This is a genomic window from Roseibium sp. AWQ4_254 (assembly GCF_056161025.1).
The window spans coordinates 25171-43061 of sequence record NZ_JBSWYH010000015.1; the positions used below are offsets into that span (position 1 = coordinate 25171).

17 protein-coding genes are annotated in these 17891 nt (G+C 61.1%); 8 read left to right on the forward strand and 9 right to left on the reverse strand.

Translation table 11 applies throughout. The annotated features are described in order from the left end of the window. Positions 1-103: 103 nt before the first annotated feature. From ACXAIC_RS12985 to ACXAIC_RS13000, 4 genes are all read right to left on the reverse strand, one after another. Positions 104-304 carry a twin-arginine translocation pathway signal protein gene (locus ACXAIC_RS12985; RefSeq protein ID WP_475179316.1) on the reverse strand — a complete coding sequence of 67 codons (201 nt, stop codon included), beginning with the start codon at positions 302-304 and terminating at the stop codon, positions 104-106. Positions 305-423: 119 nt separating this feature from the next. Further along, a complete protein-coding gene (locus tag ACXAIC_RS12990; protein WP_475179320.1) occupies positions 424-1032 on the reverse strand; it encodes a TorD/DmsD family molecular chaperone in 609 nt (202 codons plus the stop codon). Between the two features lie 73 nt (positions 1033-1105). Next, positions 1106-1786: a DUF3306 domain-containing protein gene (locus ACXAIC_RS12995; protein WP_475179325.1), complete on the reverse strand. Its 681-nt coding sequence runs from the start codon at positions 1784-1786 to the stop codon at positions 1106-1108. Beyond that, entirely contained in the window at positions 1783-2352 is a 570-nt protein-coding gene (locus ACXAIC_RS13000; RefSeq protein ID WP_475179330.1) for a DUF3305 domain-containing protein, read from the reverse strand. The genes ACXAIC_RS12995 and ACXAIC_RS13000 overlap by 4 nt, the downstream gene beginning before the upstream one ends. 201 nt (positions 2353-2553) lie before the next feature. Between ACXAIC_RS13000 and ACXAIC_RS13005 the strand changes: the two genes are divergently transcribed. Then, entirely contained in the window at positions 2554-4542 is a 1989-nt protein-coding gene (locus ACXAIC_RS13005; RefSeq protein WP_475179335.1) for a 4Fe-4S binding protein, read from the forward strand. Between the two features lie 16 nt (positions 4543-4558). On the opposite strand, the gene ACXAIC_RS13010 is transcribed toward ACXAIC_RS13005, so the two are convergent. Then, complete coding sequence (locus tag ACXAIC_RS13010; protein WP_475179340.1) at positions 4559-5320, reverse strand: hypothetical protein; 762 nt, start codon at positions 5318-5320, stop codon at positions 4559-4561. A 92-nt stretch (positions 5321-5412) separates the two neighbouring features. On the opposite strand from ACXAIC_RS13010, the gene ACXAIC_RS13015 reads away from it, so the two are divergent. From ACXAIC_RS13015 to ACXAIC_RS13030, 4 genes are read left to right on the forward strand one after another with little or no spacing between them, the layout of a single operon-like run. Then, positions 5413-5601: a DUF6494 family protein gene (locus ACXAIC_RS13015; protein WP_475179344.1), complete on the forward strand. Its 189-nt coding sequence runs from the start codon at positions 5413-5415 to the stop codon at positions 5599-5601. Positions 5602-5608: 7 nt separating this feature from the next. Next, the gene (locus ACXAIC_RS13020; RefSeq protein WP_475179347.1) at positions 5609-6730 is read left to right on the forward strand and encodes an Mrp/NBP35 family ATP-binding protein; all 1122 of its coding nucleotides are present in this window, start codon (positions 5609-5611) and stop codon (positions 6728-6730) included. Continuing rightward, on the forward strand, positions 6727-7428 hold the full coding sequence (locus ACXAIC_RS13025; RefSeq protein WP_475179353.1) for a biotin/lipoate--protein ligase family protein: 702 nt from the start codon (positions 6727-6729) through the stop codon (positions 7426-7428). Before ACXAIC_RS13020 ends, ACXAIC_RS13025 begins: the two co-directional genes overlap by 4 nt. Positions 7429-7432: 4 nt before the next feature. Next, positions 7433-7909 carry a DUF6505 family protein gene (locus tag ACXAIC_RS13030; RefSeq protein WP_475179357.1) on the forward strand — a complete coding sequence of 159 codons (477 nt, stop codon included), beginning with the start codon at positions 7433-7435 and terminating at the stop codon, positions 7907-7909. A 43-nt stretch (positions 7910-7952) separates the two neighbouring features. Here ACXAIC_RS13030 and ACXAIC_RS13035 read toward each other — a convergent pair whose 3' ends face one another. Further along, entirely contained in the window at positions 7953-8369 is a 417-nt protein-coding gene (locus ACXAIC_RS13035) for a TetR/AcrR family transcriptional regulator (protein WP_475179361.1), read from the reverse strand. A gap of 246 nt (positions 8370-8615) precedes the next feature. Here ACXAIC_RS13035 and ACXAIC_RS13040 point away from each other — a divergent pair, with 246 nt between their 5' ends. Further along, complete coding sequence (locus ACXAIC_RS13040) at positions 8616-9830, forward strand: multidrug effflux MFS transporter (RefSeq protein WP_475179364.1); 1215 nt, start codon at positions 8616-8618, stop codon at positions 9828-9830. Positions 9831-9858: 28 nt separating this feature from the next. Here the strand turns inward: ACXAIC_RS13040 and ACXAIC_RS13045 are convergent, their stop codons facing one another. Both ACXAIC_RS13045 and ACXAIC_RS13050 read right to left on the reverse strand, forming a co-directional pair. After that, positions 9859-11265: an RtcB family protein gene (locus ACXAIC_RS13045; protein ID WP_475179370.1), complete on the reverse strand. Its 1407-nt coding sequence runs from the start codon at positions 11263-11265 to the stop codon at positions 9859-9861. Between the two features lie 924 nt (positions 11266-12189). After that, positions 12190-13764: an RNA-binding protein gene (locus tag ACXAIC_RS13050; protein WP_475179374.1), complete on the reverse strand. Its 1575-nt coding sequence runs from the start codon at positions 13762-13764 to the stop codon at positions 12190-12192. A gap of 208 nt (positions 13765-13972) precedes the next feature. On the opposite strand from ACXAIC_RS13050, the gene rtcR reads away from it, so the two are divergent. Then, positions 13973-15556, forward strand: a complete 1584-nt coding sequence (gene rtcR / locus ACXAIC_RS13055) for an RNA repair transcriptional activator RtcR (RefSeq protein ID WP_475179378.1) — start codon at positions 13973-13975, stop codon at positions 15554-15556. 174 nt (positions 15557-15730) lie between these two features. Further along, positions 15731-16264, forward strand: a complete 534-nt coding sequence (locus ACXAIC_RS13060; protein WP_475179381.1) for a hypothetical protein — start codon at positions 15731-15733, stop codon at positions 16262-16264. A 139-nt stretch (positions 16265-16403) separates the two neighbouring features. Here the strand turns inward: ACXAIC_RS13060 and ACXAIC_RS13065 are convergent, their stop codons facing one another. Continuing rightward, positions 16404-17891 carry a caspase family protein gene (locus tag ACXAIC_RS13065; protein WP_475179385.1) on the reverse strand — a complete coding sequence of 496 codons (1488 nt, stop codon included), beginning with the start codon at positions 17889-17891 and terminating at the stop codon, positions 16404-16406.

Consider the following 17891-nt stretch of genomic DNA (forward strand, 5'->3'; position numbering starts at 1 on the left):
TTGCTTGTACCGGAATCGGTATGGCTGGGTTGGTTTTCAGCGGACCGGCCAGCGGGCGTCACGCAACCATAGGCCGGAAGTGAATGTCTGGGTCAGGGTCCGGTCAGAACCGGGCGCTGTCAAAATAGGCGCGCGTATGCGCGGTGTCCTGCATCCGTGTGGAAGCGGGATCAGCTTCCGCCGCCTCAGCAGGCGCCGAAACGGCAGTTGCCGCAACGGCCACGGGTGCCGAAAGGGCTGCCAGTTTCAGGAACTCCCGCCGTCCGGCCCCTGCATCAGGCGCCTTGTGATCGGGTTTTGTCATTGTTTCGGTCTCCTCTCCATAGAGCTGTTGCAGCGTATCGCCGCCAGTATTGTTGCGCGGCAGCCCGGGCCGCCGCAGCTTGGATCCTTGGGTCGATCTGGCACACCGCCGAAGGCATTTCAGTTCGCCAGCATACCGAAGGCTTCGGTCTCAATCTCAATGAACGCCCGCCCGAGCGCCCCAATGGCGCCGTAAAACACCGAGCTTTTCGTTCCGGCGAGATCCGAGAAAAAGTGAATGGCCCACGGCTCAACATGGGCTTGAAAGAACTGTTTCTGATCGGCCACGGAGGTGACCGTGCCGAACCGGCCGACAATCATGCCCCCCATCATTTCCATGAGAGACCCGATATGGTCTTCCGGCTCATGAGTGCCATCAGAGCGGCCAATGCCCCGCTTCGCCATATCGGCGCGCAGATTGGCCAGCGGCTTTTCATTGAGGAAACCTGTCAGATAGTGACTGGCATAGGGAAGAAGTTCACCACGCCCAAGGCCGATGAAAAGGGCGTTGTAATCGCGTTCCGCCGTTTCAGGGCTGGTGACTGAAGCCACTTTTGCCAGAACCCCCAGCGCCTGACCGAGAGGGGTATTATCCCCATCAAGGCCCGCAAGCTGTCCAAGAAGGGCGGCATCCGCCGGCCTGACCAGCAGCAGTCCCAAAAAGTCATAAAGTTCTGATCGGGCCCGGTCTTCCGGGTCGATAACATATTCCGTCATCACTGCGGACATCCGCGGTGTTCCTCCCTCAAGCGCGGGGATCAGTCTTACCCCTTGCCAGCGCGGCAGATATTAGATTTTGGTATCATTCATAGTCAATCCGCAAGCGCCGCCTCACATTTGGAGGCGTATTTTCTTCCATTTCTGCGACTATTTCGAGTCGTTCTGACAGGTTAACGTGCTTGACGGCAGGTTGCCCTATGTTTTTACCTTGCGTCAATTGATAATATGACACCTCAGTTTTGACAATTTCATTGTGCACTGCAGTATCTTCTTCAACGTGAAGGCTATCTTTCTCGGAAACTCCATCTTCAATTGCAACTTCAGCAGGCAAACCTTCCGGCACGACTTTCGTGTCTTCGAGCTCCGCAAACCGGTCGAACATGCCTTTTCCGACCTGGTAAACCGTTTGCAGATCGTCGATTACTGTCGCGGCATCAGTATAGTCTTCGCCATATTCCAGAAGACCATCCAGATTGGCAAGAACCGGGTTCACGCTCCATAGCCGGCGCAGGGCGCGGCGGCGGAGCCGCTCCGGCACGGCTTTGGAGAGAAAACCGGAAAAGTCATCCTCTCCGGTCAGGCTGTCCGGATCCGGCAGCCCCAGTTCGTCCAGAATTTCCGGGTCGGTTTTCTCTTCCAGACCAGCGCGGACCGACGCGGCTTCCGCCGCTGCGCGCTCGGCCTTCTCCGCGTCCTCGGCCTTTTGCACCGCAGCCTTGCGCCGGGACCAGAAATCACTTCCCCTTGTGCCGCTGCCACTCATTGCAATCTGTCCTTCGCTTTGCTGCCGGGGGCCCGGTAGACATCCGCCGTCTGCCGGATCCTTGCATCTCCGATCCCGTCTTCCTTCAGATCGATTCGAGTCTTGTCGCGCCGGCGCTTGATAAAGATTTCTTCCTCATGGTGTTGGTCGACAAAGTCCCGGATCCAGGCAATCAGGCCCGGTGGCATGGGCACTTTTTCCACCTGAACATCGCTGGCATCCGCATAATCCTGGCCCTCATAGGCTGACGCGGTCAGCAGCAGCACCTCCATGGGCACATCCCGCTCCGCTTCTTCAGCCGGGCGCATGACGACGTAAAGGGACGGAACCTTGTCGGACAGGGCGGTCAGATAGGCCTCCGTATCGGCCCGGTGCAGGTCAAGGCTCAAGGTCGCAGCGTGATATTCCACCGCTTCGCCTTCCTGACGCAGCATGATCCAGTCGGCCTCTCCAGCCCCGGGCAAAAGGGAAACGGGGCGCCAGCTCCATTTTTGCCATCGTGTCACCCCCGGCAAACGCCGGACGACAACGCCCACCGGCATGGTGCGTATGCGTTCGCTTGTCACTGCGCCTGTCCCCTCCCCTTGTTCCTTCAGCCTGCCTGTCTAGGGATGTATTTATGCTGTCGCAAGCACGATAAAATGCAAGCCCTAGCAGAAGTTGAACTTGACCTGAAAGCGCTTACGCCATTGTTATGGGCTGCGGACTGCTTTGAGCTTGAGCACAAAATCCTGCTCAGGCGGTCCCGGGGAGAGGACGCGAAAAACATGAAAGACAGCAAGATACTGCTGTGCGATTGCCGGAACAGCCAGGCAATCGATGCCCTTGAATTTGAAAACGCTACCGGACTTTCCTGTTCGAAAATCCACACGGATCTGTGCCGCAGCGAGGCCGCCGTGGCTGAAGAAGCGATTCGCTCCGGCTCCCTGGTCCTTGCCTGCGGTCAGGAGCAGGCGCTGTTTGAGGAAATCGCCGAAGAACTGGAAACTGACCCGCCACTGTTCCTGGACCTGCGCGACCGGGCCGGCTGGACGGACGACACGGCCCCCGCAACGCCCAAAATGGCCGCCCTTGCCGCAGACGCGCTTCTGCCCCAGCCGGGGGAGAAGGTTATGGATGTTACCTCCGACGGCACCTGCCTCATACTGGGCGATCCCGAGGATGCCTTGAGCGCCGCGGCCCATCTGTGTGAGCTTCTGAGCGTCACGGTCCTGCTTGCACCGGAGGCGGATCTCCCTCTGTCAGATGACCGGCGCTTTGACATTGTGCGCGGCCGGCTGAAATCTGCGACAGGTGCACTCGGGCAATTCCATCTCTCTTTCGACGCCCTTCAGGAACGCATTCCCGGCGGCAGGGGCGCGTTCAACTGGACCGAGCCGCGCAGCGGTGGCCGCACCCAATGCGCCATCGTCCTTGACCTGCGCCGGGGCGCTGCGCCACTTTTTCCAGCCTCCGGCAAGCGCGAAGGCTATTTGCGCGCCGATCCCGGATATGCGGACGCCCGGCTTTCCGTCCTGCTGGAAGCCTCCCAACTAACCGGCACGTTTGAAAAGCCTCTCTATGTCAAGCTGGACGCGCAGCTCTGCGCCCATTCCCGCGCCCGGAAAAGCGGCTGCAGCCGCTGCCTTGACCTGTGCCCAACCGGGGCCATCACTCCTGACGGCGACCATGTAGCCGTGGAGCCGATGATCTGCGCGGGCTGCGGCAGCTGCTCCGCCGTGTGCCCGTCCGGGGCGATCTCCTATGACGCCCCGCCAGTGGAACATATCTTCAAACGCCTCCAGACCCTCGCCTCCACATGGCGCAAGCTGGAGGCAAAACAGCCGCAGCTACTGGTGCATGACGCCAGCCATGGCCGCGACCTGATCCGCCTGAGTGCCCGCTATGGCAAGGGCTTGCCAACCGATGTGATTCCGTTAGAGGTCCAGTCGCTTGCCGGGTTCGGCCATGCAGAAATGCTGGCGGCCCTCGCCTGCGGCTTCCGCTCTGTCACCTTGTTGCTGTCGCCTGCAACCGAACGGGACGGTCTGCCGTTTCAGGCAGAACTTGCCAATGTCCTTGCCGGGTCTCAAAACGGGGAACGATCCCGCATCCGCCTGATCGAGCCGGTAGACCCGGACCAGCTGGACGAAGAGCTTTATGGCCCCTCGCCCGATCCGCAGGACGTGCAACCGATCCTGCCCCTTGGCTCACGCAGGCAGATTACCCGCCTTGCCGCCAAGGCTCTGAACAGCGTCGCCCCCCCTGAGCCGGTCGTCCTGCCCGCCGGGGCGCCCTATGGCGCCGTCACGCTTGATAAGGACAAATGCACGCTGTGCCTCTCCTGTGTATCTCTTTGCCCCTCCGGCGCCTTGAAGGAAAATCCGGACCAGCCGCAACTGCGCTTTCAGGAAGATGCCTGCCTGCAATGCGGCCTGTGCACCAATCTGTGCCCGGAAAGCGCCCTGAGCCTCGATCCGCGCTTCAACCTGGCGGACACGGCCCTGACACCGGTTGTCCTGAAAGAAGAAGAACCCTTCCACTGCATTGAATGCGGCAAAGCCTTCGGTGTGCGTTCCACCGTGGAGCGGATGACGGAAAAACTGGCCGGAAAACACTCCATGTTTCAGGACAACAAGGCCATAAAGCTGATCCAGATGTGTGACGACTGCCGGGTGAATGCAGTCTACCATTCAGAAAACAATCCCTTCGCCATGGGCGAGAGGCCACGCGTGCGCACCACTGACGACTATATCAGCAAGCGGCGGGACCATTGAGCCGGCAGCAGCCCTTTCACTGGTACTGGATCGGCGCGCCCAGATCCGCCGGCGCAATTTGCGAGACGAAAGCCAGGATGGCGTCCAGCTCGTCCAGGGTCATTTCGATCGGAACGATGGGCGATGGCCGGCTGACATCGAACGGCTCGGTCACCCCGTCAACCTGGGTGAAGGCCGGATGGGGGTTGAGGGCAAAAAACGCCTCGAATCGGTACCGCCAGTCGGAAAAGCCACGCATGACCGAGAAGGATGGCGACGAGCCGATGGTCGAAAACCGGGTCGCCTCATTGACCACATGGCAGCGGCCACAATGGAAGACCGCCAGCTTTTCCCCGGAGAGCACATCCCCTGGCAGCGCTTCTGAAACCGCCTGCCCCGGTCCGGCCTGTGCAGCTGCAAACAGCGCCCCGCCCTCCGGTTTGAAGCTCTCGATGGTCTTTCTGCCAACATCGCCAGTCAGCCATTCCCCGAAGCGGGCGACATCCTTGTTGCCCACGTCAAACACCTGGAAATACCAGTCCCGGCCGAGGCCCGAAAACACCGGAATGCCTTGCGAAGCACTTGAAAACCCGGCGGCAGCATCGTTATGTGCCGGAACGATTTCAATCCGGATGCCGGTTTTCAGAGAAAAGCGGGGCAGAAGATGTTTCAAGAGCCCGGAAGCAACCAGCTCCTCCGGTGCTCTTAGGGTGAACGGTCCGGCCGCAGCCTTTCCGGCCGGCAGCCAGACCCCCAGAACCAGTCCAAGCAGGACGGTCAGTTTCAAACGGCAGCACACGCGCTCCTCCCTCACGTTGCCGGCGGACGCCGTAAGGGTAGGGGGCAAATCCGGGAGCCGTCAATGCATGCCCCAGCACACAGGAGCCAAAAATGAGCGACACTTTTAACATGTCCATGCGCAAATTTCTGAAACAGGTCGGGGTCACATCCCAGCAGGCCATTGAAGACGCTGTCAGAAAAGCCGGTCCGGCGGAGGGAAAAACTTTCAAGGTGAAAGCCGTCATCACCATTGAGGACATCGGCCTGACCCATGAGGTCACAGGCGAAATCGAGGGGTAAGCCGGCCGTGTCCCTGACGCGCGAAACCGTTCTCAACATGCTGAACACACTTGAGGACCCGGCAACGGGAGAGACCCTGGCCGCTTCCGGCATGGTGCGGGCCCTCCAGGTGGCTGAGGGCAGCGTGCGCTTTGTCCTCGACATCGACCCTGCCCGTAAGGACGAGATGGAAGCCCTGAAGGCAAGGGCCGAAACGGCCCTTGCCGCCCTGGAGGGATGCCGGACCGTGCAGATTGTTCTGACGGCCCATTCCGAGACCCCGTCTTCTGGCGCCCCGGCCGCAGAACCGCCTGCAGGGAAGATGCCGCCTTCCGGGCCACAACCGATCAAGCCGCGCCCGGCGCCCCCGGGCACGTCCGGACCGCAGAAAGTGCCCGGCATCGCCCGTATACTGGCAATTGCCTCGGGCAAGGGTGGAGTCGGCAAGTCGACCGTCGCGGCCAATCTTGCTTGTGCCCTCGCCGCCGAAGGCCGGAAGGTCGGCCTGCTGGATGCGGATGTCTATGGCCCGTCCCAGCCGAAAATGCTGGGCGTTTCGGGACGGCCCACCTCGCCGGACGGCCAAATGATCCTGCCTTTGCGCAATCACGGCGTCACCATGATCTCCATCGGCCTGATGACCTCCGGCGATCAGGCAGTGGTCTGGCGCGGCCCCATGCTTATGGGCGCCCTGCAACAGATGATGAGCCAGGTCCAATGGGGTGCGCTGGATGTTCTGATCGTCGATCTGCCGCCGGGCACCGGCGATGTCCAGATGACCCTGTCCCAGAAATTCCTGGTCGACGGCGCGATCATTGTATCGACACCGCAGGATGTGGCCCTGCTGGATGCGCGCAAGGGCATCGACATGTTCAACCAGATGCAGGTGCCGATCCTGGGCATGATTGAAAACATGTCCACCCATATCTGCTCAAAATGCGGCCATGAGGAACATGTCTTCGGCCATGGCGGTGTTGCCGCCGAGGCCCGGAAACTGGGTGTACCCCTCCTCGCCGAAGTGCCACTGCATTTGAACATCCGCCTGGCAGGAGATGGCGGCACGCCGATCGCCGTTGCCGACCCCGATGCGCCGGAGGCAGCTGTTTTCAGAACACTTGCCAAAACCCTGGTGGCGGAGGACAAGGCATGAGTGAACTGCACTTGCCGCCCCTGTTTCAGGGCGAAACGCTGACCGGGCCTGCCGATCCGTTCGAGCGCGCAACAGCGCTGGCGGTGGCCGGAACCGACCCCGGCACGGTGGTGCACAACCTGTCCGGTGCAGTGCTTAAGGCCAGCATCATCTTTTCCCCTGAAGTGCAGCTGGAAGAGGCCATGACCATTCTGCCGGTCTGCGGTCTTGGCCTGCAGGCCGCCCTTGGCGCGCTCGCCCCGCCGGAAGTGGCGGTCCATCTGGACTGGACCGGCGGCATCCGCATCAATGGCGCCCACTGCGGGCGCATGCGCGTCAAGACGTCCACTGCCATCCCGGAAGCCGTGCCGGACTGGCTGGTCCTCGGGCTGGAACTGAACCGGACCAGTCCGGACAAGGACCCGGGGGCGCAAGCCGGAACAACCTGGCTATCTGAGGAAGGTTGCGTGGACATTACACCACAGGCCCTTGTGGAAGCCTGGGTGCGCCACAGTCTTTACTGGATCAACCGCTGGCTGGAAGATGGCCCGCGCGCCGTTCACGGAGACTGGCGCGGTCTGGTGCCCGCCCTTGGCGAAAAGATTGAAATCGACGGAAAAAGCGGCACCTTTGTTGGTGTCGACGACCAGTTCGGCATGTTGCTCCGGCAGGGTGAGGCGACCATCGTGATCCCCCTGTCGAGCCGCTTGGAAAGGTAAGCGCATGAAACTCGCCCGTGCCATTCATATGGATGACAGCGACCGCAACGTCTTTTTCGCTCCCGCCCGCACCGGGGAATGGTGCCTGTCGGGCGGTTTCGAGTTTTCCGACTGGACCGAAGCCGACCTTGTCGGCAAGGCACGGCAGGCATTCTCCAACGGTTGGCTGGGTCTGGAAACGTTCGGCCGCGTGACTTTTGTTGCCATCACGCCAATCGCGGAAACGGAATTCTCGGACCTCGTCGACCGGCTCGCCCAACATTTCGTCGACATCTACGGCGCTCCCTCTGTCGAGGCGGCACGTGGGGTTGCGGAAGACGAATTGCGTTACATGGCGGATCTGTGCTCCGAGCACGACGAAAACATGCTGCTTGCCGTCCACCGGGAACTGGCGGAGGAGGGTGTCAAGGAAAGCTACAGCGCCATCGAGGCCCCGGCAGCGGAACTGGATCTGGTGGCGATGCACGGGGATTTGACCTGATACCCATCTCAACGGAGAAAACCGTTCCGAGGACCCGCAACACTCAGCCCTTGTCCGGCACAGCGTTCAGATCCGGTTCCACACGGATGCCCAGGGCGATTTCCATCGATCCGATGCACATCTCGCTGGCAAAGGTCTCCATCACCTCGCGCACGAAGCCATCGAGACCGGTCTTGCCTGCCCGCAGCTCTGCACCGCAGTGATGCAGCCTCGCAGCAAAGGTCCCCAGAAGGTTGGCGAAGGCAGCGGCGATCAGATGGTTCTTCGTTGGAAAGTGGTGAAACAGCGCCACCCGGGACACACCGGCCTTGTCCAGGATCGGCTTGATCGACAGGTCCGAAAAGCGCTGCGCGATCAATTGCTCTGTGGCTGCTGCCTTGAGTTCGGCAACCGTCAGATCCCAGTTGCACCACCTGGGCCTGCGCGGCAGAGCCGCCATGGAAAAGTCAATTTCGCTCATGCAAAAACGGACAAACCAATCGGCCGGTTTGTCAAATGCATAAATTTCCCGTGTCTTTTCAATACGTTTACCTGAGAGAATGGCTGCCTCACCCACAGGACGCTGAGGGAAATCCGCCTCTTTCCGGGCAGCCCTGGTCCGCGTCTTGCCTTGCAGCAACCAGCCATCTAGGCTTTGCCGGGCCCTCTTCAAAGTGCTCCAGCCAGATCCCGGCGCCTCCTGTCTGAAAGGTCAAAACGTGTGACAATGTCCTCCCGAACGCCACCCCATCTGGTGACGCTCATTCTGCTGACCGCATTCTCGCCGCTGTCGCTGAACATGTTCCTGCCCTCGCTCGGGCACATGGCGCAGGAGTTTGAGACCGACTATGCCCTGATGAGCATTGCCGTGGCCGGGTATCTGGCGGTGACGGCGGCGATCCAGCTGATTGCCGGGCCGCTGGCTGACCGCTATGGCCGCCGCCCGGTCCTCCTGGTCACGCTCAGCCTGTTTTGCCTGGCTTCGGTGGTGTGTGCTATTGCACAGTCCATCTGGGTGTTTCTGGCATTCCGGATGCTTCAAGGCGGCATCACCGCAGGCTACACGCTGTCGCTCGCCATTGTCCGAGACATCCATCCGCCCAGAAAAGCCGCCGGTCTGATCGGCTATATCGGCATGTGCATGGCTGTCGCGCCCATGCTGGGTCCTGTCTTTGGCGGGCTTCTGGACACGGCGTTCGGCTGGCGGTCAAATTTCTATCTTTATGCGGCCTTCGGTTTGCTGCTGCTTGCGCTGTGCTGGTTTGACCTTGGCGAAACCAGACCGGAGCGCCAGGACGGCAAAGTCCCATCCGCCGCCTCCCTGCTGGAGCTCTTGAGAACCCCGCTCTTTTGTGCCTATGGACTGTGTTCCCTGTTCACGGTCGGCTCCTTCTATATCTTCCTGGCCGGAGCGCCGCTGGTGGCCACCCAAAGCTTCGGGGTCTCAACCGCAGAGCTTGGCCTTCTGATCGGCAGCATCACGGTCGGCTTTTCCGCCGGAGGCTTTATCTCCGGCCGGTTTTCCGCCCGCCTGTCCCTACCGGCCATGATGTTGATCGGGCGTGTGACGGCCTGCGCGGGCCTTGCCATCGGGCTGACCGTCTTTGCCGCCGTGACCCTGTCCCCAACGGTCTTTTTCACCAGCACGATCCTGGTTGGCCTTGGCAACGGGCTGACAGTGCCCGGCGCCAATGCGGGCGCCATGTCGGTCCGTCCCGATCTTGCAGGGACCGCGGCCGGGCTTGTAGGCGCCCTCGTGCTGGCTGGCGGTTCAGCCCTTACCAGCCTGACCGGCCTTGCCGTCGGCACCGGCGATCATCCTGCCACTGTCCTCGCCCTCATGCTGGCCAGCTCCCTCCTCGCCCTTCTTCTGGCCCTTGCAGCGCAGGTGCTGGAGCGGACCAACAGCACCCCCCTGCCAATGGAAAAAGAAGCCGGTTAGACATCCTGCCTGACTGCGGCAAGGCAGATTACCGCCTTGCCCCTTTTTTCTTTTTCCAGAACGGTTCGATATCGCCGGCCATGATGCAGCCGAACGGATCGATATAGTCCTCGATCTCGGCCAGACCGTATTTCTTGATCTGGGCGACGACCGCATCCGCCTTCTTGTAGCCGGACGGCAGTTCGGAGACGTCGATCTTCTGCTCGAAGAACCGGATGTCGAGACCTTCCGTCTCTTCCCTGAGCATTGCTTCCGGCGTCTTGCCGAGCGAGCGGCGCTTGTGCTCGGAACGCGAGAAGTTGCGGCCCGCACCGTGCGGCGAGAACCCGAGAGCATGACCGGCATCCTGGCCGCGCACGACAAGAACCGGCTCCGCCATGTTCAGCGGGATCAGGGTCAGGCCCGTCGCGTCGGACGCATACCCGTCCCAGGCAGGCGTTGCCCCCTTGCCGTGATAGAACAGGCCATCGCGTTCAAACACGAAGTTATGCTCGTTCCAGAAACGGTCCGAGTAGCTTGCTCCGCTCACCTCGACTGTCGCCTGATGCAGTGCGTTGTGGTTGGCCTTGGTCCACTTGCGGATCAGCTGCAGCGCGTCCCAATAGGCTTTTCCCTCCTCGCTCTCGGACGGGATCCAGGCATTCTGCTTCAGCGTTTTCGGCGACAGCTTTCTGCGGTATTTTTCCGCAACATTCATGCCGATCTTGTAAAGCAGCGCACCCGGTCCGCGCGATCCGTGATGGGTTACCATCGCGGTCTTGCCGGTTTTCCTGGAGACGCCGACAAACAGGAAATGGTTGCCGTCGCCCTGGGTCCCCAGATGTTCCTGCGCAGAACGCAGGATCTTCGGGTTGTTCAGGAACTGGTTCTCGCGGAACTGGTCGTAAAGGCTCATGGACATCGTGAAGCGCTTGCCGTTGGCCCGCCCGCCGCCACCGAAATGCGTCACCGAATGCGCCGCATCCAGAACCGCCTTCGGGTCAGCATCCTCGAACTCGGTCATCATCACCGAGCAGCAGATATCGGCGCTGTGCATTCCCGGGTGGATTGCACCGCGCGCCGCCACCACGCCGCCGACCGGAATGGTCCCGAGTGGACCGGCCGGACAGGCATCCGGCATGATCGCCCCCGCCTCAACGGTCGGCGTGCGCATCAGCTCCGTCATGTGATGCTTGACGGCCTTCAGGTTCGCCTCTTCGTCCTCCCCCTCCGCGTCCAGGTTGACGTGAAACGGCTTTGCTCCAGAGGCGGCCAGCGGCAGCACCGGGTCCGGCTTGTAGCTCTCCAGCATCTGGCGCACGGCTTCCAGCGACGTGCCTTCATCCAGCGCCGCCTGGCCGTCCCTCAGGGCCGCACCGAAGGCCTTGCCTTCTTCGTGGCCCCATGCGGTCAGCATCCCGCTCGTCAGTTTCACCGTTTCCGTTTCAATCGTCATCGTCTTCTTCCTTCACACTCGCCTGGCGGCAAACATCGGGCGCAGAACCTCTCCGCGAAAACCGCGGGCCGGAGTTGCACCGGCGACGCTCACTGTAGTCCTGCCGGCATCCGCCAGGCTACGCGGGGCAAGGTCTGACAAGATCTTCATTCCGCCACCGGATTGCTCCGGGCCAGACTTGAACTGGCACGGGAGGCGCGACCGCGCCTCCCCTCCCGACCGTGCCGGAAGGCGTCTACCTGTAATCCTGCCGGCATCCCCGATATCGCGGCGGAGCCGCAATCAAGTTTACCGTTTCAATTCCAAGATCCGGTCAGGGCGACAAGATGGATACAAACCACGTTTGTGTTCCGCGTCGCAAAACCTGCTAAACTACTCAGCTACGCTTCCACTTGTTGGAAACGGCGGGAGTCGAACCCGCGTACAATGTAGTTCTGCGGGCATTCGCCCTGACCGTATCTTTCGGGTGCGGCGGCAAGGAATGGCAAGACACTCATGGTCAAGAATGTAGTCCTGCCGGCATCCGCCGCGATTGATTTTCAATTCTTCTTCTCGTGTTTGAGCCGGTCCGTGTCCGGCTGAAAAGTCGGCCCGGTCAGGGCGACAAGGTGGGTGCAAAACACTCCTGCTCTATCCGTTGAGCTACGCTGCATCAATTGGTTGCAGCGGCGGGATTCGAACCCGCAACCTGGCGATTAAGAGTCGATGTAGTTCTGCAGGCATTCGCCCTGACCGGTTTAATTCCTTGTGGCGGCAAGTCGGTGATGAAATCCACCCCGTTGTCTTTCCTCGTTAGACGACATCGCGGTGTCGCGAAGGCGTGGCTCGACCCACGCATTTCCGGGGCTGACGGTGTAATTTCATCGGCATCCGCCAGATCTCTCGGCAAGCGCGGCAGGCGGTCGCCCGCCGCGCTTTCAAGTCTTAATCGAGATCGATGGCATCGATCTCCCCGACCCACTGGCCGACATTCATGGTGCCCTTGGCAAAGGCCGCAACCTGATCGAACACCGCATCGGAGAAGCCCCCGATGTTAAGGATATCCGGCCGCGACTTGGCCTGGGTCGAACCGTAAGGCGCGATATCGATGCACACCATCTTCGCGTCCGGGTTACGCCTTTTCAGCGTTTCCCATTCACGCATCACGCCGGTCTGATGGCCCGCCTGGATCCCGGCCCAGGACTGGTTATCCGAAACCAGAATGACCAGATCCGGGGCACGGCGCTTGGCGTTCAGCCACGCCAGAGGCGCTGCACAGTTCGTCCCGCCGCCCCACTGCTCGGTGAGCTTTCGGGCGTTGGTCATCACCGTGTCTCGCCCGGTCAGCTCGACCGGCCGCACCTTGACCTCGAACGGCAGAACCGTGGCCTCGCGATTTCGGCGCAGCACCGCCGCGGCGACAAGGGCAGCGACATCAACGCAGCGCGTTGCCGTCGTCGCCCCCTTTCGGTAACCGGTCACCGGCGAAGCCATGGAACCGGAGACGTCCGGGCACACAACCACCTGGCCCCTCAGGGCCGGGACATTGGCGACCGAGATCTCCATCGCGTCATGCATCGCCTCGCGGATCTCCGTCGGCATTTCGTCCGACAGGGCCTGAAAACCCGTCAGGAGCTGGTACGGAAAGGCACGCGCCTTCCTGATCCGCTTCGGATCCTTCAGGATATCCGCCACCAGACGCACGGCCGGTGTCTTCTCGAACCGCGCACCTTCGAAAACGCCATGGCGCAGGAAGGTGTTCAGGTTCATACGCACCATGTTCCATGTCCCGCGCTCCGCCAGTTTCGTCCAGTCTTCCCTGGAAAGGGGCAGATGTGTCAGCATCTGGAACGGGACATCCGGCAGCGCCTGTCCTTTCGGATTCTCCTTGAACGCCACATAGGCACGAACCAGTTCCGGCAGCTTTTCAACGTCACACGGCTTTCCGATCAGCCAGGCGAACAGGACGTCTCGCTCTGCATCGCGCGGCTTCGGGTGCACCATCTTGATGACGTCCGCCAGCGACGGATCGTTGCCGATCGACGCTTGCAGCAGCTGATATTCGGTTGCCGCGTTCAGCCATCCGCGAACGAGCGCCTTCGGCCGTGTTCCGAGCGACTTACGCCCGGTCTGCCCCGAACGCATGATCTGCACGAAGTTGCGCAGCATCCTGCCGTCGGTGACCACTTTCGGAAACGCCTTGGCAAGCAGAACCGCATCACGCGATGCCAGAACCGCCAGCAAGAGTGCCGGCAGATCCTTCATCCTGCCTTTCTGGCGGGCGTAGACTGCCGTCTTTGCCAGAAAAGTGTCCGGAACCTTTTCAGCAGCTTTCAAAACCGCCTCCAGTTCCAGCTCGGCAGACTGGTAGAACGTGTTGCCGATGGATCCGGTCGCCGCCAGCTGCGCCAGCTTGTGACGGTCCTCGTAGGTATAGGCCTTGCCACCCGCTAGGTCTCTGGCGTCGGCTTTGCCGGAAAAACGTCCACGCTGGGATGCAAACAGGTTTTTGTTCGCCATTTTCTCTCTCCACAAATCCGCGCCCTTGAAGGCGTTCGGGTTGATGTCTGTGTTGAGAAGGAGAATGCCTGCACCCGCCGGACCGCAAAACAAAAAAACAAAATCAAGATAAGTATATGTAATATATATGTTTTTTGCATTATTGACATTTCTGCGGGGAAAATATTTTATAGAAAAAAATAGCATCTTATAAATTTGGATAGACGCATTGAAAAAGAACATCGTCATCGGCTTTCTCGGCACCCAACTGGACGCGGGCAAGAAGCGCCGGTGGCGACCGTCGATTGCCGTGACCCAGCATGGCCGCTTTCCGGTTCACCGTCTCGAACTGCTCTACGACAGAGCCCATCATCACCTGGCTCAGAACGTGAAACGCGAAATCGAGGACGCCAGCCCAGCGACAGAAGTGCTGTTGCAACAGGTTGATCTCCGAGATCCCTGGGACTTTCAGGAAGTCTATGGCGCTCTCTTCGACTTCGCGCGCAACTATGGGTTCGACGAGGATCGCGAGGACTATTTCGTCCACCTGACGACGGGGACGCATGTCGCCCAGATTTGCTGGTTCCTCCTGACCGAGTCCCGCCACGTTCCGGCCAAGCTTGTACAGACCTCGCCGCCGCGCGGCGAGGACGGAGATCTCAGCGGCCAATACAACATCGTCGATCTCGACCTTTCCCGCTACGACGCCCTTCAGCAGCGCTTCGATCTCATCGCAGAGGAATACAACGCGCTGCTGAAGGCGGGCATCGAAACCCGGAACGCCGCCTTCAACAGCCTTATCGAGCGGATCGAGCTGGTCGCCACCAACACAGATGCCCCTCTTCTGCTGCTCGGCGATACGGGGACGGGAAAGAGCGAGCTGGCTGAACGCATTTACGAGCTGAAACTCCAGCGGCGCAGGGTCAAGGGCCGGCTAGTTCACGTGAATTGCGCCACCCTGAAGGGCGAGCGGGCCATGTCCAGCCTTTTCGGTCATCGACGCGGGTCGATGGGCACAGGCAGCCCGGATCGGCGAGGGCTGTTGCGCGAAGCGGATGGCGGCGTGCTGTTCCTGGACGAGATCAACGAACTCGGCCTCGACGAGCAGGCGATGATCCTGCACGCCGTCGAGACCGGACGCTTTCTGCCGGTCGGCTCCGACCACGAGATCACCAGCCGCTTCCAGCTGATCGCGGGCACCAACCACGACCTCGGGCAGCTCGTCTCGGAAGGACGGTTCCGGCCGGATCTCTATGCAAGGCTGAATCTCTGGACCTTCCGGCTGCCGTCACTCACCGAACGGCGCGAGGATATTGAACCCAATATCGAGTTTGAACTCGACAGGTCCGAAAAGCTCCTCGGCAACCGGGTCGGCTTCAACATTGACGCCAGGGCGCGCTATCTGGACTTCGCAGCATCCCCCGCCACCCTGTGGCCGGGCAATTTCCGGGATCTCGGCGCGTCCGTCCAGCGCTTGTGCACCCTTGCGCCGCGCGGCCGCATCACGCTCGCTCAGGTCGACCAGGAAATCGAGGCGCTGGAGCGTCAATGGGCCAGCGCGGCGTCCGATCCCGACGACACCTTGCTGCGGGACCTGCTGGGAGACAAAACCGATGCCCTTGACGCCTTTGACAAGGTACAACTGGCCTTTGTCATCCGCATGTGCCGGAAAAGCCCGTCTTTGAGCGCGGCCGGCAGAACTCTTTTTGCAGCTTCCCGCGCAACAAGAACCAGCCGCAACGATGCAGACCGCCTCAAGAAATATCTCGACCGGTTCGACTTGAGCTGGGCGGAGGTCACTGCGGACGTTTAGATCATCATTCGTAACCTGGCGCCGATGCTCACCGCCGGATCGCGGCTGCGTGATTTTGGCCCTCGCGCCCGTGAGAGAGATGTCAGAATTCAAGCCGTGAAGTTGAATGCACGTGATGAAATACCGTCCTACATCAGGAGGACACCATTCGTGTTCTCTGGAAGGGCTAGACGCATGACAGATCTTGCAACGGAAAACCGGCGGGCCACCGCCCTGCCCGCACGAACCTTCAACACGCTCGGGATGATGTTCATCTCAGGGTTCTTTGCCACCCTGGCATTTGATTTCTGGGGCCAGATCCTCAGCCCGGTGCTCGGCTTTGCCACGCTTTCTCCCCATGGGCTGGCACAAAGCCTGCTGGGCAGCCTGGGTTTGCCCAGCAATGCCTTTGCCGGCTATTTCGTTCATTTTTATGTGGTCGGACTGATCGGCTACCCGGTTGGCTGGCTGTTTATCTTCGCCCCCCTCTGGCAACGCGCCCTTGGCAGCTCATCCGGCCCGGTACACTGGCTGCTGCCCGCCGCCCTTTACGGGTTTGGCCTTTGGGTGTTTGCAATTGGCGGCATCACATCACTTGCCGGTCTGCCGTTCTTCCTGAACTTCACCGGCATCGTCTGGGCCGCCCTGATCGGCCATGTTCTTTATGGCATCGTTCTGGTCGCCCTTATGACACTCATCGTGCGAGCGCGCTCCACCGGCCCCTCCTGATGGGATAGACCGGACCAGTCCCAGCCGAAACAGCGCGCCGCCCCCACCACGGCGCGCAATCCGCCTCCTCAGCAGACAAAGCGGATCCGGTCGAATCGTGCAGACTTGCCGCACGCGGCTCTAATGGCCAAAGAAAGCCCTACTGGCAGCCGCCTTCGGCCCAGACCTTCAAAAGCTCCTTGAAGACGCCGCCAAAGGGATGATCTTTCGACAGCGCCCGGGTCTTGTCGGACACATAGGTCTGCGCCTGGGTACACAGGTTGGCCTGTTCCCAGTTGTGGCAGGACGCACAGGTCTTGTCTTTCCAGGCCGCCTCCGGCAAGCCTTCAATGGGCGGAAAGGCGGGGCTGGCAGTGATCAGGTCCGCAATGCTGCGTGTCGCCAGATCCGGCCCACCTGCCCCAAGCGGCTGGTTGAAGGCCACCACATCCGGCAGACCGGTTGCAGACGGGGCCTCTGGCTCAGCCAGCTCCTTCGGCGTGCCTTCGTACGAGGCTGCCGGGTCCGTGCGCCGCTCTTTCTGCTCCAGGGTTTGAAGCTCCAGCCGCGCCAATTCGGCAAAATGGCCATCCGGGTAAGCCTCAAGATAGTTCTGATAGGCGGCAACCGTGCCCGCCTGACGCGCGGCTTCAATCAGATCCCGCTCGGCTTTTTCCGGGTCCGCCGGCTCTGGCGCCGGGGCGGGCTCCTGTGGCGCAGCCTTTGCAGTTTCCTGCACTTCCGCAGAGACAAGGTCCCGCAGCAGCCTGCGCGCTTCGCCGGCGTAGACGCTGTCCGGATTGGCTCGCAGATACAGCATGACCTGGATCGGATCCTTGCTGAGCTTCACCGTTTCCCAAAGCTGGCGGGCCTGAATTTCCTGGGGCGACGGCAATACGGCAGACACGAATTCAAAATCCACCGTCAGGGACGAGGTGTCCCAGGGGGTCTGAAGGCCGTTTGTGGCCTGCAGCACATCCCGGCGCACTTGCTTGAACAGTGTCTCAATCGGCACGCCCGGCTCCGGCAGGCGGCGCGCCAATGCACCAGTAAAGGGGCTGTTGTTGTCGGCCCCGTCCACGGCCACTTCGCCCGGCGCCGTGGAATAGGCCAGAAACGTGCCCCGGGGCGCCTTCATTTCCGCAAGGCCATTGTCATTGAGATCCGGCAGCGTGGCAAAGGGATTGTCCCGGCAGGCATCCAGAATGACGATATTGGTCTGGTTGCTGGCAGAAAACATCTGCCGGAGGAGCGCCTGAGCAGGCACGCCGACCAAACTCAGATCAGCCGCGTCCTGAAGTTCAATGTCAACGGGCAGAAGAAAGTTCGCCCCGAAAGACTGGACCCCATGCCCGGCATAATAGAACAGGCCGGTCGCCTCATCATCGGCTTCGCGCAACTTGCGTCCGAAGTCGGAAATGGCCCGGATCAGCTCCCCCCGTGTCGTATTGGTCACCAGCATGACCTCAAACCCGACCGCTTCCAGGGAGGCTGCCATCAACTGCGCGTCATTGACCGGATTGTCCAGCGGCGTGACATGGGTATAGGCGCCATTGCCGACGACCAGCGCCAGACGGGCACCGTCTTCGTCACCGGTGGACTGCGCGTGCGCGTCCCGCTGCCCGGCCGCGACAGGCAGGATCAGCAT

Bases quoted from the DNA above. Each gene is read 5' to 3' on its own strand.
- ACXAIC_RS12990 (WP_475179320.1), bottom strand. From the start codon at position 1,032: ATGTCCGCAGTGATGACGGAATATGTTATCGACCCGGAAGACCGGGCC.
- ACXAIC_RS13045 (WP_475179370.1), bottom strand. From the start codon at position 11,265: ATGACGATTGAAACGGAAACGGTGAAACTGACGAGCGGGATGCTGACC.
- ACXAIC_RS13060 (WP_475179381.1), top strand. From the start codon at position 15,731: ATGACAGATCTTGCAACGGAAAACCGGCGGGCCACCGCCCTGCCCGCA.
- ACXAIC_RS13015 (WP_475179344.1), top strand. From the start codon at position 5,413: ATGAGCGACACTTTTAACATGTCCATGCGCAAATTTCTGAAACAGGTC.
- ACXAIC_RS13050 (WP_475179374.1), bottom strand. From the start codon at position 13,764: ATGGCGAACAAAAACCTGTTTGCATCCCAGCGTGGACGTTTTTCCGGC.
- ACXAIC_RS13065 (WP_475179385.1), bottom strand. From the start codon at position 17,891: ATGCTGATCCTGCCTGTCGCGGCCGGGCAGCGGGACGCGCACGCGCAG.
- ACXAIC_RS12985 (WP_475179316.1), bottom strand. From the start codon at position 304: ATGACAAAACCCGATCACAAGGCGCCTGATGCAGGGGCCGGACGGCGG.
- ACXAIC_RS13025 (WP_475179353.1), top strand. From the start codon at position 6,727: ATGAGTGAACTGCACTTGCCGCCCCTGTTTCAGGGCGAAACGCTGACC.
- ACXAIC_RS13030 (WP_475179357.1), top strand. From the start codon at position 7,433: ATGAAACTCGCCCGTGCCATTCATATGGATGACAGCGACCGCAACGTC.
- ACXAIC_RS13035 (WP_475179361.1), bottom strand. From the start codon at position 8,369: ATGAGCGAAATTGACTTTTCCATGGCGGCTCTGCCGCGCAGGCCCAGG.
- ACXAIC_RS13040 (WP_475179364.1), top strand. From the start codon at position 8,616: ATGTCCTCCCGAACGCCACCCCATCTGGTGACGCTCATTCTGCTGACC.
- ACXAIC_RS13005 (WP_475179335.1), top strand. From the start codon at position 2,554: ATGAAAGACAGCAAGATACTGCTGTGCGATTGCCGGAACAGCCAGGCA.
- ACXAIC_RS12995 (WP_475179325.1), bottom strand. From the start codon at position 1,786: ATGAGTGGCAGCGGCACAAGGGGAAGTGATTTCTGGTCCCGGCGCAAG.